Source organism: Limnohabitans sp. (assembly GCF_031539175.1).
GTDB lineage: Bacteria > Pseudomonadota > Gammaproteobacteria > Burkholderiales > Burkholderiaceae_C > Limnohabitans.
Genome location: NZ_JAVKLQ010000072.1, coordinates 40,711 through 54,752, shown reverse-complemented (window position 1 = coordinate 54,752; position 14,042 = coordinate 40,711). Strand labels below are relative to the sequence as shown.

The 14,042-nt window shown below is 56.4% G+C and carries 13 protein-coding genes and 1 riboswitch; of the genes, 9 read left to right on the top strand and 4 right to left on the bottom strand.

Annotated elements, in window-relative coordinates; genetic code table 11:
- Positions 1 to 282: 282 nt before the first annotated feature.
- From RMS95_RS13480 to metH, 3 genes are all read left to right on the top strand, one after another.
- Entirely contained in the window at positions 283 to 1,404 is a 1,122-nt protein-coding gene (locus RMS95_RS13480) for an XRE family transcriptional regulator (RefSeq protein ID WP_310646717.1), read from the top strand.
- Positions 1,401 to 2,003, top strand: coding sequence for a hypothetical protein (locus tag RMS95_RS13475; RefSeq protein WP_310646716.1), 603 nt, complete (start codon positions 1,401 to 1,403; stop codon positions 2,001 to 2,003). Before RMS95_RS13480 ends, RMS95_RS13475 begins: the two co-directional genes overlap by 4 nt.
- A 17-nt stretch (positions 2,004 to 2,020) precedes the next feature.
- A riboswitch (S-adenosyl-L-homocysteine riboswitch) is annotated at positions 2,021 to 2,115 on the top strand.
- Between the two features lie 49 nt (positions 2,116 to 2,164).
- Positions 2,165 to 4,888, top strand: coding sequence for a methionine synthase (gene metH / locus RMS95_RS13470; protein WP_405023396.1), 2,724 nt, complete (start codon positions 2,165 to 2,167; stop codon positions 4,886 to 4,888).
- Between the two features lie 3 nt (positions 4,889 to 4,891).
- On the opposite strand, the gene RMS95_RS13465 is transcribed toward metH, so the two are convergent.
- Positions 4,892 to 5,590, bottom strand: a complete 699-nt coding sequence (locus RMS95_RS13465; RefSeq protein WP_310646714.1) for a DUF1109 domain-containing protein — start codon at positions 5,588 to 5,590, stop codon at positions 4,892 to 4,894.
- Positions 5,587 to 6,147 carry a sigma-70 family RNA polymerase sigma factor gene (locus tag RMS95_RS13460; protein ID WP_310646713.1) on the bottom strand — a complete coding sequence of 187 codons (561 nt, stop codon included), beginning with the start codon at positions 6,145 to 6,147 and terminating at the stop codon, positions 5,587 to 5,589. Before RMS95_RS13460 ends, RMS95_RS13465 begins: the two co-directional genes overlap by 4 nt.
- Positions 6,148 to 6,278: 131 nt before the next feature.
- Here RMS95_RS13460 and RMS95_RS13455 point away from each other — a divergent pair, with 131 nt between their 5' ends.
- Together RMS95_RS13455 and RMS95_RS13450 are read left to right on the top strand one after the other, a co-directional pair.
- A complete protein-coding gene (locus RMS95_RS13455) occupies positions 6,279 to 7,103 on the top strand; it encodes a DUF692 family multinuclear iron-containing protein (RefSeq protein WP_310646712.1) in 825 nt (274 codons plus the stop codon).
- A complete protein-coding gene (locus tag RMS95_RS13450) occupies positions 7,097 to 7,852 on the top strand; it encodes a putative DNA-binding domain-containing protein (protein ID WP_310646711.1) in 756 nt (251 codons plus the stop codon). Before RMS95_RS13455 ends, RMS95_RS13450 begins: the two co-directional genes overlap by 7 nt.
- Here the strand turns inward: RMS95_RS13450 and RMS95_RS13445 are convergent, their stop codons facing one another.
- Entirely contained in the window at positions 7,853 to 8,152 is a 300-nt protein-coding gene (locus RMS95_RS13445; protein WP_310646710.1) for a PsiF family protein, read from the bottom strand. It abuts the gene before it with no gap.
- A 125-nt stretch (positions 8,153 to 8,277) separates the two neighbouring features.
- Positions 8,278 to 9,825, bottom strand: a complete 1,548-nt coding sequence (locus tag RMS95_RS13440; RefSeq protein ID WP_310646709.1) for a YifB family Mg chelatase-like AAA ATPase — start codon at positions 9,823 to 9,825, stop codon at positions 8,278 to 8,280.
- A gap of 211 nt (positions 9,826 to 10,036) precedes the next feature.
- On the opposite strand from RMS95_RS13440, the gene RMS95_RS13435 reads away from it, so the two are divergent.
- From RMS95_RS13435 to glcE, 4 genes are all read left to right on the top strand, one after another.
- The gene (locus tag RMS95_RS13435; protein ID WP_310646708.1) at positions 10,037 to 10,792 is read left to right on the top strand and encodes a TorF family putative porin; all 756 of its coding nucleotides are present in this window, start codon (positions 10,037 to 10,039) and stop codon (positions 10,790 to 10,792) included.
- A gap of 33 nt (positions 10,793 to 10,825) precedes the next feature.
- Positions 10,826 to 11,164 (top strand): P-II family nitrogen regulator, encoded by a 339-nt coding sequence (locus RMS95_RS13430; RefSeq protein ID WP_100133666.1) that lies wholly within the window; start codon positions 10,826 to 10,828, stop codon positions 11,162 to 11,164.
- 39 nt (positions 11,165 to 11,203) lie between these two features.
- A complete protein-coding gene (locus tag RMS95_RS13425) occupies positions 11,204 to 12,676 on the top strand; it encodes an ammonium transporter (RefSeq protein ID WP_310646707.1) in 1,473 nt (490 codons plus the stop codon).
- Between the two features lie 174 nt (positions 12,677 to 12,850).
- On the top strand, positions 12,851 to 14,026 hold the full coding sequence (gene glcE, locus RMS95_RS13420; RefSeq protein WP_405023395.1) for a glycolate oxidase subunit GlcE: 1,176 nt from the start codon (positions 12,851 to 12,853) through the stop codon (positions 14,024 to 14,026).
- Positions 14,027 to 14,042: the final 16 nt, after the last annotated feature.

The window sequence follows — 14,042 nt, the reverse complement described above, 5'->3', positions numbered from 1 at the left end:
ATCGTTCTTCTCGGCTGAGGTGCTTGTACATTGGGCAATTTCGATTTGGCGGTTAAAGCGGCCATGATGCTCTCGCATCCTCAGCCACCTATAACCAGTTCATCTTTGTTGCACTTCGTCCTTGAATCCGCCACATTTAAAAATCAAGGGCTTGCACGCTTGTTTGTTATCTTTTTGGATCTAGCGACGACGTTTTTTCTGGCCCTCAAGTTAAGCCAGTCCGAAGTCTTTAAAGTTGATTAAAGTTGATTTTTCGGCTGCTTGATGCATAATCCAGCCCCTATGCAAAAAGTTATCCACAGCGAAAACATCAAGCAGGCGTTGCAAGTGCGGGGGTGGAAGCAAAAAGATTTGGCCACTGCCCTTTGCGTAACGGCGCAGTCAGTCACCAACTGGCTCAGGGGTTCAGACTTTCCACGCCCCGACAAACTGCTCAAGCTCGCAACCACTTTGCAAATGGGTTTTGCAGATTTGGTCAAGCTCGAAGCCACAGGCCAGCCCGTGGTGGCTTTCCGCAAAAAGGCGGGTGCCAAAACAACCGATGGCCATATCAGCAAAGCCATGGTCATGGGCGAGTTGCTAAAAGCACTTGTGCCTTTCTTGCCAGAGCTGCCCGTATTGCGCTTGCAGCTGCAACAGCCAAGCACCGATTACGAGCAGCTGCACACATTGGCTAGCCAAGTGCGCCAGCGTTTAGGCTTGGGCGAGCAAGCTGCAATTTCATACAAAGATTTGCTGAGTGAGTTTGACAACAACGGCGCAGTTGTGGCTCCAGTGTTGTGGGGACAAAAGCAAAACCACAAAAATGCGCTGCACATCCTGCTGCCGCAAGAACGGGTGACCTTCATCTTCCTCAACTTAGACACACACCAAGAAGATTTCAAGTTTTGGATGGCGCACGAACTGGCGCATGTGTACACGCCAGAGCTTGCAGGTAAGAACGAGGGCGAAGATTTTGCCGATGCGTTTGCAGGTGCATTGCTGTTTCCCAAAGCCGTGGCGCAAAAAACGTATGAAGAGGCCAGCACGGGTAACAAGACAGTCGAGAAAAAACTGTTAGAGGCGCAAGCACAGGCGTATGGCATTTCTCTTTACAGTGTGTTTTTCGAAGTCAATCGCTACGCCAAATCGCAAGGGCTCACGTTGCTAAAACACACAGATGCACAAATTCACGCCATACGCACCATGCAGCGTAGTGGCACTGTGAGCGAGTCATTGTTTGCACCCATACCCGCCGAGCCAAGTGCTTATGTGGCAGCTGTGAAGAACGTGTTTAGAAGTTCGTTCTTTGAATCGCTGCAACGCATGATTAAAAGCAAGCAGACTGGGCCCGGCTATATCCAGCAGGTGATGGACATACCCATGCAAGACGCGATAGCACTGCATGGAGAGTTGAGCCGTTGACAACGCTGGTCCTGCTCGATACCAACACATATTTACGACTCGCCAAGCGGGTGCGTCCTTTTGTGGGGCTTAAATTCGGGCAGGTGCCATATTTGCTGGCCATTCATAAAGTGACCGAGGACGAGGTGCATCGTAGCGCGCACCTCAAGTTTAAAAACCCGTGGTTTGATGGCCCAGAGTTTGCCGAGGAGCGTTTGGCCAAGCAAGTGCGCTTGACCAAAGATGAAAAGGCTCAGATTGACGCCGCGCAAAGCGTGCTGATGGGCTGGGTGCAAATGGATGTGAGCAGGTTCACGTCGTTTGGCCGATCACCGCCAGGCTATGCCGATTGTTGGTTGCTAGCGTTTGGACAGGTCAGGCCTGCTGTTGTGGTGACAGATGACTTGGGCATGCACGAGCTGGCCAGCGACTTCAAAGACATCAAGGTTTGGCATGGATACGAGCTTTTGGCCAAACTTAAAACGGCCAAGGCGGTGGACGACGCGTTGATTCGAGACATTTACGAAGCACTCGAAGCCAACGGCGATATGACCAAAACTTGGGAAGATGCGAAATACAAGGTTTTCAAGAAAATCTTCGGTCCAGCCCCTGCTGCGTGAGCGGTTAAAATCTGAGCTTCCCCAAGGAGCGTTGCAGCTTTACCCCACCTTTTGAGGTGCGCGCGTGAAGTCAGGCTTGGGGCCGAATTTTTAGCAACGACGCTCACCTGACAATTTGCACCCAGGTGAGTACCCCCATGAATTCCACTGCAGTTCCCCCCATGAAGCTGTCTGGCCTTGAGCCAGTCTCCATCGGCGAGGGCAGTTTGTTTGTCAACGTTGGCGAGCGCACCAACGTCACCGGCTCCAAAGCCTTTGCGCGCATGATTTTGAACGGCGAGTACGAGCAAGCCTTGGCCGTGGCACGTCAGCAGGTGGAAAACGGCGCGCAGGTGATTGACGTCAACATGGACGAAGCCATGTTGGACAGCCAAGCCGCCATGGTGCGATTCCTCAACCTGATGGCGGGTGAGCCCGACATTGCACGCGTGCCAGTGATGGTGGACTCGTCCAAGTGGTCGGTCATCGAGGCGGGTTTGCGTTGCATCCAAGGCAAAGGCATCGTCAACTCCATCAGCATGAAAGAAGGTTTGGACGAGTTCAAGCGCCAAGCCAAGCTGGTCAAGCGCTATGGCGCGGCCGCGGTGGTGATGGCGTTTGACGAAAAAGGCCAAGCCGACACCTACGCCCGCAAGATTGAAATATGCGAACGCGCTTACCGCGTGTTGGTGGACGAAGTAGGTTTTCCGCCCGAAGACATCATCTTCGACCCCAACATCTTCGCCATTGCCACCGGCATTGAAGAGCACGACAACTACGCGGTGGATTTCATCGAAGCCACGCGTTGGATCAAACAAAACTTGCCTGGCGCAAAGGTGAGCGGTGGTGTATCGAATGTGAGCTTTTCATTCCGCGGCAACGACCCTGTGCGCGAAGCCATTCACACCGTGTTTTTGTACCACGCCATCAAAGCCGGTATGGACATGGGCATCGTCAACGCGGGCATGGTGGGCGTGTATGACGACCTAGAGCCCACGCTGCGCGAGCGTGTGGAAGACGTGGTGCTGAATCGCACACCTCAATACAAAGAAGGCGAAGCGCACCTGACCCCAGGCGAGCGCCTGATTGAGGTGGCCGAGAGTGCCAAAGGCGCAGCCAAAGATGACAGCCAAAAACTCGCCTGGCGCGGCACTCCTGATGCGCCCGTGACGGTGGCGCAGCGCCTGAGCCACGCGCTGGTCCACGGCATCACCGACTTCATCACCGCGGATACCGAAGAGGCCTATCGCGAAATTTTGGCCAAGGGTGGTCGCCCGCTGCACGTGATTGAAGGTCCCTTGATGGACGGCATGAACGTGGTGGGTGATCTGTTTGGCCAAGGCAAGATGTTCTTGCCGCAAGTGGTGAAGTCAGCGCGCGTTATGAAGCAAGCGGTGGCGCACCTCGTGCCTTACATCGAAGAAGAAAAACGCTTGCAAGCCGAAGCGGGCCAAGACGTGAAAGCCAAGGGCAAGATGGTCATTGCCACGGTCAAAGGCGACGTGCACGACATTGGCAAAAACATCGTCACCGTGGTTTTGCAGTGCAACAACTACGAGGTGGTGAACATGGGCGTGATGGTGCCTTGCCATGAAATTTTGGCCAAGGCCAAAGAAGAGGGCGCAGACATCATTGGCCTCTCAGGCCTTATCACGCCATCGTTGGAAGAAATGCAATACGTGGCCAGCGAGATGGAGAAAGACCCGTATTTCCGCGATCGCCAAATGCCGTTGCTGATTGGTGGCGCCACCTGCAGCCGCGTGCACACTGCCGTGAAGATTGCCCCCAACTACAGCGGCCCCGTGGTTTATGTGCCCGATGCCTCGCGCAGCGTGAGCGTGGCGCAAGGTTTGTTGTCGGACCAAGCCGCCAAATACATTGCCGAGCTGAACGCCGATTACGCCAAGGTGCGCGAGCAGCACGCCAACAAAAAGCAAACCCCGTTGGTCACGCTGGCGCAAGCGCGAGCCAACGCCACGACCATCAGCTGGGACAACTACAAACCCGCTAAGCCAAAGTTCATTGGTCGCCGCGTGTTCAAAAACTTTGACTTGGCCGAGCTAGAGAAATACATCGACTGGGCCCCGTTCTTCCAAACGTGGGATTTGGCAGGCCCCTTCCCCGCCATCTTGGACGATGCCGTGGTCGGCGTGGAAGCCAAGAAGGTGTACGCCGACGGTCAAGCGATGCTGAAAAAAATCATCGCCAACCGCTGGCTCACTGCCAACGCGGTGGTGGGCTTGTACCCCGCGCAGCGCGTGGGTGACGACATTGTTTTGTACGCCGACGAAACTCGCCAACAACAAGTGATGACGTGGCACGGGTTGCGTCAACAGACTGTGAAACCCAACAACAACCCCAACCGTTGCTTGGCTGACTTCGTGGCTGATCAAACACAAGCCGCCGACTATGTTGGCTTGTTTGCTGTCACAGCTGGCTTGGGCGCAGAGAAGCAAGAAAAGCGTTTCATCGACGCACACGACGACTACTCTGCGATTTTGTTCAAAGCCTTGGCCGACCGTTTGGCCGAAGCCTTTGCCGAGTGCATGCACTACCGCGTGCGCACCGACTTGTGGGGCTACGCCGCAGACGAGGCCTTGAGCAACGAAGACCTCATCAAAGAAAAATACCAAGGCATTCGCCCTGCGCCCGGCTACCCCGCCTGTCCCGACCACAGTGCAAAGCTTGATATGTTTGCCCTGCTGCAGTGCGACGACATCGACATGGGCCTGACCAGCAGCTTGGCCATGACACCTGCTGCGAGCGTGAGTGGTTTTTACTTGGCCCACCCACAGGCCAAGTACTTCAACGTCGGCCGCATTGGCGAAGACCAAGTGCAAGACTTGGCGCAACGCCAAGGCGTGGCGGTGAAAGATTTAGAGCGCTTGTTGGCCCCTAATTTGTAATCCTTACCATCGCAAAAGCCAGCGCCCTAGCAAGGCGCCTATTGCGGGCATCAGGGCCATGCCAAGCATGTAGCCCAGCGTTTCAAAGGGGCCAGATGTCACGCTGGCATGCAGCGAATACAAGAGTGCAGACAAAGCACCCGCCATGAACCCTGCGCTGGCGCCTGCCCAAGCTGGACGCGTGGGCGCCATGTCACGTAAGGTCCACAGCAGCGCAGCCAACCACGGCACGGCCAGCGCCGAAATGCTGGCGCCTGCACGCCATACGGCTTGCCACGCTTGCGCCACGCCGGCCCAGCCGTGATCGACCCCAGCCAGCATCCACGGTGAGGCTTGGGCCAGCAGGTCTTGCTCTTCGGGGCTGCCAGGCGCGAAAGGCGAAATCGTCACCGCCAACAAGCCCGTCAGCGATGCGCCCGCGCTCCATGCCATTGGGCCCGCCGACTCGCCGGGTCGCGCCAAATGCAACACCATGGACCATGCGCTGGCGCACAACCAAAGCATCAGCCCCAGCTTGACCCAAAACACGGGCGTGTCCAGCAGCGACACGATGCGCAAATCGATGCCCCAAAACCCCACCAACAGCGCGACACTGACCAAACTGGCCAGCAGCAGCGCGTGGGTGAACATCAGGTGGATGCGAACGGGGGCGACCGACTGGCTGTCGGCGACCAGTTGGGCAATGAGATCGTCGGTTTTCAAAATACCCCTCCATAGAGTTTGGCCAGCGCTTTCAAACCGCGGTGAATGTTCACTTTCACGGCTGATTCGGATTGCCCCGTCAGCAGGGCCGCTTCTGCCACCGAGTGGCCTTCGAGCTTGGTGTGCTCGATCGGAAGGCGTTGTTTATCAGGCAATTGGCTGAGCATGTGCGTCAAATGAGCTTTGGACGCATCGGCGTCTTCGGTGCTGACCATCCAAAGTTGGTCATGCCAATCGTCAATCGAGTCGTTTTTGTCGTCATGTCTTGCTTGGGCGCGAAGGTGGTCGATCAACTTGTAGCGGGCGATGGCATAAATCCACGCCGTTAACGGTTGCTTTGGATCGTAAGTATGACGCTTTTGATGTATTGATAACAATATTTCTTGTACTAAATCTTCCACATCTTCGGGTTTATCCAGTAATCGACGCCTTAAAAATACCCGTAAGTGCCCGCTCAAGCGCGTCAGGACCGCTTGGTAGCTGGTTGCATCACCCGCCAGCGCATCCAACCAAGCGGCATGCAGGTCCGCTTCAATAATTTGGAGTCGCGCATTCATAATTGTTTAGTATTAGGGGTTTGAATTACAAAGATTGTGATTTACGTTTTCTTTCGTAACGAAAGTGGCCTTCGCGTCGAATTTAGTCACTCAGGCCCATTTATCGGCTACCCCTTGCTACAAAACGAGCTATGAACAATCACAGAATCACAGGCGCCGGCTTGGCATTAAAGCCTACGCCGATCGCTGCCAACACCTTTGACACGACTTGGCAGGCTGATTTAGCCTTGCCCGCTCCAGATCAACTTGAATTTGTCGAGATTGCTGCGGAGCAATGGCTCGGCTTGGGCGGCATTTGGGGGCAGCGTTTGCAAGAAGCTACCGAGCGCTGGCCCAGTGTCTGTTTGAGCGGTAGCCTTTCTTTGGGCGGGCCAGGTCGCTTGGACATGCAAGTTGTCAAGCAGCTTGGCGCGTTCATGCACAAACACCAAATGACCATGCTTTCTGAAGCGTTGGGTTGGAGCGATGACGACACCCCGTTGTTCACCTGTTTGCCCATTCCAGCGACACAAGACGCGTTGCAATGGACGGCAGATCGCATCACGCAAGTGCAAGATGCCTTGGGCTTGCCTGTGGGGATTCGTAACGTGTCTCACCATGCTGTACCGCCCATGTCAGCGATGAATGAGGCTGAATTTATCCATGAATTGGTGAATAAAACGGGTTGCAACGTGCATTTGGACATCACAGCTTTGGCTGAAAACAGCCATCGATTTGGATTTGATGCTTTGGCGTTTTTGAAGGCTTTGCCCATGAAACGTGTGAACTACGTGCGTTTGGGTGGTTCAGATGCTGCGTCTACCGATGCGCCATTGAACCAAGTGGCATGGCGGCTGTTGCCCGCAGTCTTATCGCATGTGCATCCTGCCGTGCCGGTGTGTGTGGACGATTTGGCGCAACTCAAGCGCTGGTCCGATTGCGCCCTGAAGACGCCTACAAAGGCCTTGGTATGTTGAACGATTTCCGTGAATTTCAGTTCACCTTCGCCCGTCACCTGCGTGATCCACACACGGCACCTTTGCCGCGTGGCGTATCGGCTGAACAAGCCGCCGCGTATGAACGTGCCATGTTCAAGAACTTATGCGATGTGCTAAATCCCGCTTTTCCCATGACCCGTGGTCTGTTGGGGGAGTGGGCATGGCGCGCCACCGTACGCTACTTTTTGCGTGACGCACCTGCACAAACCCCTTGGCCCCGCATCGTGCTGCGTGAGTTTGCGCGTTATTTGCGCGAAAGTCCCGTGACGCGTGATTTGCCTGCTTGGCTCAACGATGTGTCGCATTTTGAGTGGCTCAAAGGCGCGGTGGCGACGTCTGCGTTGGTTTTGCCAGAAGCAGGTGTCGAGGTGGATGTCACGGCCGATTTGATGACACACATCGTGGTGATGAACCCCACCTATGTGGAGGTGTCGTACGACTGGCCTGTAGACATCATCGATTTGGACCACCGACCTGATGAAATGCAAACTACGTATGTGTCGGTGTTGCGTGATGTCAGCGGCGCGGTACAAGTGGTGCCTAGCAATGTGTTTCGTGCGCAGTTGTTGGCCTTGTTCAATGACGGCATAACGGGCAGCCAGGCTTTTCAGGCCATGGCCGCTTGGTTGCAACATCCGAACCCCGAAGACCTCTTGAGCTACGGACCCGATTTGCTGGCGCAGTACCAACGCGAAGGCGTGATTTTGGGCGGGAAGATAGCGGCTTGATCAGCCTTTCAAACACTCGCTCATTTTGGCTTTGCGTTCATCGCCTTTGAGGCCTTTGGCTTCGGCGTTGCAGGTTTTCATTTTGGACTGCTGAGTGCCATGCTTGTCTGCATCGTTGGGCGTGGCTTTGGTGCTGAGGCACTCTTTCATGAAGGCTTTGCGGTCGTCACCTTTTTTGCCCTCGGCTTGTTGGTGGCACTGGCTCATTTTGTTTTTGCGTGGGGCTTTCTCTTCGTTGGCATGCGCGAAGCCGAGCATCAACGAGACGCTCAGCGTGGTCAAGATCAAAAATTTAGACATGGCAGCTCCTAGGTAGATGTGGAACACAAGCGCTGTGCTGGATGCACAACGCGTGTTCATTTTTAAAACCTGCCTGCCCTTCAGGTTCAAGCCCCGCACACATAAATGGAAGCAGCAGCTTGTGTTCAGCGACTGACCAAGACACGTCTGTATTGCACGGCCTCTGCCACATGGGCCACTTGGACGTGTGTGGCATCCGCCAAATCGGCAATGGTTCGTGCCACCCGCAAGGCGCGATGTGTGCTGCGACCGGACCAACCCAGCTTGTTGGCGGCATTTTGTAAAAACTGTCCAGCCGCCACTTCTAAGTGCACATGTTCGTCGAGAGCTTGGCCCACCAGTGCTTGATTGGGCGTGCCTTGACGCGCGAGTGCTTTCGCATGGGCGGTGGCGCTACGTGCCCGAACAGCAGAGGTTGACTCACCGGGGCCCGTTTGCATCAACACATCGGGTGCCAGCGTGGGCACTTCGACTTGTAGATCAATGCGGTCTAGCAGTGGGCCGCTGAGTTTGCCTTGGTAGCGCGCCACTTGGTCGGGCGTGCAGCGACACGCTTTGAGCGTCGACCCCAAGTACCCACAGGGACAGGGGTTCATGGCGGCGATGAGTTGAAACTTGGCTGGAAAGCGCGCTTGTCGTGCCGCACGTGAAATCGTGATGTGTCCATTCTCTAGAGGCTCACGCAAAGCCTCTAGGGCGCTGCGGTTGACCTCGGCCAATTCGTCCAAGAACAGCACACCGTGGTGCGCCAGTGAAATCTCGCCGGGGCGTGGCGGCGTGCCCCCGCCCACCAGCGCGACCGACGTGGCCGTGTGATGGGGGCTGCGTGTGGGGCGTTGCATCCATTGGTTCAGCTCAAAGCGTCCTGCCAGACTGGCGATGGCTGCACTTTCTAGTGCTTCATCGAGGGTCATTGGCGGGAGTAGGTCTGCAAAGCGTTGCGCTAACATCGATTTGCCGGTGCCGGGTGGGCCCACCAGTAACAAAGAGTGGCCACCTGCGGCGGCTATTTCTAGGGCGCGTCGAGGTGCGGCTTGCCCTTTCACATCAGACAGGTCGGAGCCTCGGATGGGCGCAGCGGTGGGGGTTAAGGGTGAGGCAATGCGGCACCAGCCGCCAGCGTCGGTGACAGCTGGTACGGCGCTGCTCAGCCCCGCTTTGGCAAAGTGCGCCACCACATCGCTCAAATGCTGCGCCCGGTACACCTCGGCGGTGGGTACCAAGGCCGCTTCTTCCGCGCTGCCCGGCGGCAAGACCAAGCGTGTTCGCTGCCCTGCGCTATGCAAGGCCAGCCCCATGGCCAAGGCCCCGCGTACCGGACGCAACTCGCCCGACAACGACAACTCCCCTGCGAATTCATGCAGCCCCAGCGCTGCTTCGTCGAGCTGACCGTGCGCCGCCAAGATGCCTAAGGCGATGGGCAAGTCAAATCGACCGGAATCTTTGGGCAGATCGGCAGGCGCAAGGTTAACGGTGATGCGTTTGTTGCTGGGAAAGTCCAAACCCGCGTTTTGAATGGCGCAGCGCACCCGTTCACGCGCCTCTTTCACTTCGGTATCGGCCAAACCCACCAAACTGAAGCTGGGTAAGCCGTTCGCTAAATGCACCTCAACGGTCACGGCAGGGGCTTGTAAACCCAAAAGTGCGCGGCTGTGAATCAAGGCGAGGGCCATAAAACTTCGCTTTCTGATGATTTATCCCCATTCAGGGGCGATTTGTGGGCATTGATGCACCAGTTGTGTGCATCAAAATGAGGCGTCGTCCAGACTACTGCATCACTTTGGGTCTTGGGGCGGGTGTTGAGGGCACTTTTGTGGACTTCTGCGCTGGCACGGACCCTGCTAAGTCAGTACATCCCTTTTTAATTTTTCAATGGAGAACACGATGAAACTCAAGTCCAAATTGCTCTTAGCCCTGTTGGCTACTTCTGCTGCTGCTTTCGCTCAAACCGCACCTGCTGCACCTGAGTCGACACTGGGCTACAACGTGGGTGTGGCTTCTGAGTACCGTTACCGCGGTATTGCCCAGACTAAGGGTGACCCTGCTTTGCAAGGCGGCGTTGACTATGCCAATACCAACGGTTTCTACGCTGGTGCTTGGGGTTCAACCATCAAGTGGATCAAAGAAGCTGGTACCGATGTCAAAGGTCCTGTTGAGTTGGACATCTACGGTGGCTACAAATTCGAAGCGGCTGGTTTGGCTTACGACGTTGGCTACTTGCGCTACGAGTACGTGGGCAACACGTATAACAAGATTGCTGGCAACGTTAACGCCAACACCGACGAAGCTTATGGTGCTGTGACTGCAGGTCCTGCTACCCTCAAGTACTCCTATGCTTTCTCTGACTTATTCGGTACGGCCAACTCCAAAGGCAGCACTTACTGGGACTTGAGCGCCACGTTCGATCTGGGCGAAGGTTACTCGCTGGTGCCTCATGCGGGTCGCCAAGTGATCAAAAACTCTGCCAACAGCTACACCGATATTGCTTTGACTTTGAACAAAGACTTGGGTGATGGTTTGGCAGCCAGCGCAGCCTTCATCAGCACCAACGCCAAAAACAACGCTTATTACAGCGCCAACAACTCAAGCTACAACACAGCCAAAAACGCTTTGGTGTTGGGCGTGAAATACAGCTTCTAAGCCCCAAGCGCAACGTCTTCTATTGGAGCAACCATGAAACTCATCACCGCCATCATCAAACCCTTCAAGTTGGACGAGGTCCGCGAGGCCTTGTCGCAAATTGGGGTGCAGGGCATCACCGTTACTGAAGTCAAAGGCTTTGGTCGTCAAAAAGGTCACACCGAGTTGTATCGCGGTGCTGAGTACGTGGTTGACTTCTTGCCTAAGGTCAAGATCGAAGCTGCGGTTGACGCCGAGCATGTCGACCGTGCCATCGAAGCCATCGAGGGCGCAGCCCGCACCGGCAAGATCGGCGACGGCAAGATTTTTGTTTATGACCTCGAACAAGTGGTTCGCATCCGCACCGGTGAAACCGGTCCGGAAGCCCTCTGATCGCAGCGCCCCCATCGTCCTTTCGAAAGAAGATCCATCATGAAAAAACTGCTCGCTTCCCTAGCCCTAGGCTTGGGTCTGCTGTTCGGCGGCTCAGCCGTCATGGCGCAGACCGCTGCCCCTGCGGCACCTGTCGCTGAAGCCAAAGTGGCTGCCCCCGCAGCCGCTGCTGAAGCCCCCGCTGCTGCCGCACCTGTTGCCGTCCCTAACAAGGGCGACACCGCTTGGATGACCATCTCCACCATCTTGGTGATCTTGATGACCATCCCTGGTCTGGCCTTGTTCTACGGCGGTTTGGTCCGCAGCAAGAACATGCTCTCCGTTTTGATGCAAGTCTTTGTGGTCACCGCGCTGATTTACGTCTTGTGGGTCATCTACGGCTACTCGTTCACCTTCACCGGCGGTTCACCGTTCATTGGTGGCATGGACAAGCTGTTCTTCAAAGGCATCACGCCTGACTCCATTGCTGCCACGTTCAGCAAAGGCGTTGTGATTCCTGAGTTGACTTTCGCCGCTTTCCAAGCCACGTTCGCTGCCATCACGTGCACCTTGATCGTGGGTGCATTCGCTGAACGCGCTCGCTTCTCTGCTGTTTTGTTGTTCTGCGCCTTGTGGTTCACGTTCAGCTACATGCCTGTGGCTCACATGGTTTGGTACTGGGACGGCCCAGATGCGATCACCGACGCTGCTTCCCTTGACGCTGTGACGGCCGCTGCTGGCTGGTTGTGGGCCAAAGGTGCGCTCGACTTCGCAGGCGGTACCGTGGTGCACATCAACGCTGCTGTGGCAGGTTTGGTCGGCGCTTACGTGATCGGCAAACGCACTGGCTACGGCAAAGAATCGATGGCGCCTCACAGCTTGACATTGACCATGGTGGGCGCTGCCTTGCTGTGGGTGGGTTGGTTCGGCTTCAACGCTGGCTCTAATCTCGAAGCCAACGGCGTCACTGCACTGGCCTTCATGAACACCTTGGTCGCTACCGCTGCCGCTACCCTGAGCTGGATCGCCGGCGAAGGCCTCTCCAAAGGCAAAGCCTCGATGTTGGGCGCTGCATCCGGTGCTGTCGCTGGTTTGGTGGCCATCACCCCAGCATGCGGATTCGTGGGCCCCATGGGTGCCATCGTGATCGGCTTGTTGGCAGGTTTCATCTGCTTGTGGGGCGTGAATGGTCTCAAGCGCATGCTGGGTGCTGACGATTCCTTGGACGTCTTCGGTGTCCACGGCGTGGGCGGTATCTTGGGTGCTTTGTTGACCGGCGTGTTTGCTGCGCCTTCTCTGGGCGGCACTGGCGTGTTTGACTATGTCACCAACGCTGTGAACCCTGAGTACTCGATCTCTGGCCAAGTTTGGATTCAATTCCAAGCAATCGCCACCACCATCGTGTGGTCGGCTGTGGTCTCCTTCATCGCTTACAAGTTGGTTGATCTGGTGATCGGTCTGCGTGTGACGGAAGAAGAAGAGCGCGAAGGCTTGGACATCAGCTCACACGGCGAAACTGCCTACCACCGTTAAAAATCAAGGTTTATTTCAAGTTTTCCTTGGACTTTCAGCCCGCCTCACGGCGGGCTTTTTTTCGTCTGTGGGATTTGCCAGGGCAGTGCAAGACCTCACATGCGCAGCGTTTTTTGACGGGGTTGTTCAAAAAATTCAAAGCCTGCACCAACCCCAGCGGCTAACATGTTCGCCATGCAAGATACCGCGCAACAGACCCTCCAAGATTTCACCGATCGCATTCTTCAAGCCAGCCAAACTGGCCAGCCTCTGCGCTTGCGCGGTGGCGGTACCAAGGACTTTTTAGGTCAGTCTCTGCAAGGCGATGTGCTGGACACCCGCGCTTACAGCGGCATCTTGAGTTACGAGCCAAGTGAGCTGGTCATCACCGTGCGCTGCGGCACGCCCTTGGCTGAGGTGGAAGCTGCCTTGGCAGAAAAAGGTCAGAGCTTTGCCTTCGAACCACCGCACTTCGGTGCGGGTGCGACGATTGGTGGCATGGTCGCTGCGGGTTTGAGTGGCCCCGCCCGTGCCAGCGTGGGCACCGTGCGTGACTTCGTGTTGGGCGCGCGCGTGATCAATGGCAAAGGTGAGCACCTCACTTTCGGCGGCCAGGTGATGAAAAACGTGGCTGGCTACGACGTGTCGCGTTTGCTCGCGGGCAGCTGGGGCCAGTTGGGCCTCATCACCGAAGTGTCTTTGAAGGTGTTGCCTGTGTTCCCCGGTGAGGCCACGTTGGTGTGCGCCGGTGTGAGCCAAGCACAAGCGCTGAAACTGATCAACCAATGGGGCGGTCAGCCGCTGCCTTTGAACGCCAGCGCTTGGGTGCACGACACCACCGCATCGCCAGCGCAAGACTTTTTCTTCGTGCGCCTGCGCGGTGCCATCGCAGCGGTGGATGCTGCGGTGGTCAAGATGCGTGCCGAGGTGCAAGCTTTGGGCGCACAGGTCACGCGCATGGACAGCGCACAAGTCACCGCCGACTGGAAAGCCAGCGGCGAGCAAACCTTGGACTTTTTCAAAGCGCCCACCGAGCACGATTGCTTGTGGCGCTTGAGCGTGGCGCAAACCGCCCCTGTGTTGGACGTGCGTGTCAATGGCGTACCGTGCGCGCAATACGTCGAGTGGCATGGCGCACAGCGTTGGTTGTGGGCGCCTGCGTCTGCTGTTGCGCAAGTGCGCGAAGCGGCGGTCAAGGCAGGCGGTCACGCCACCTTGTTCCGCACCAGCACGGCCAGCCGCCAAACTTCGGGCGATGTGGACAAGCAAGCGGGCGTCTACACCCCGCTCAACGCCGTGCAGCAACGCATTCAAAACGAACTCAAAAAGCAGTTTGACCCAGCGGGCATCTTCAACCCCGGTCGCGCTTAAACCACAGCTTCACATT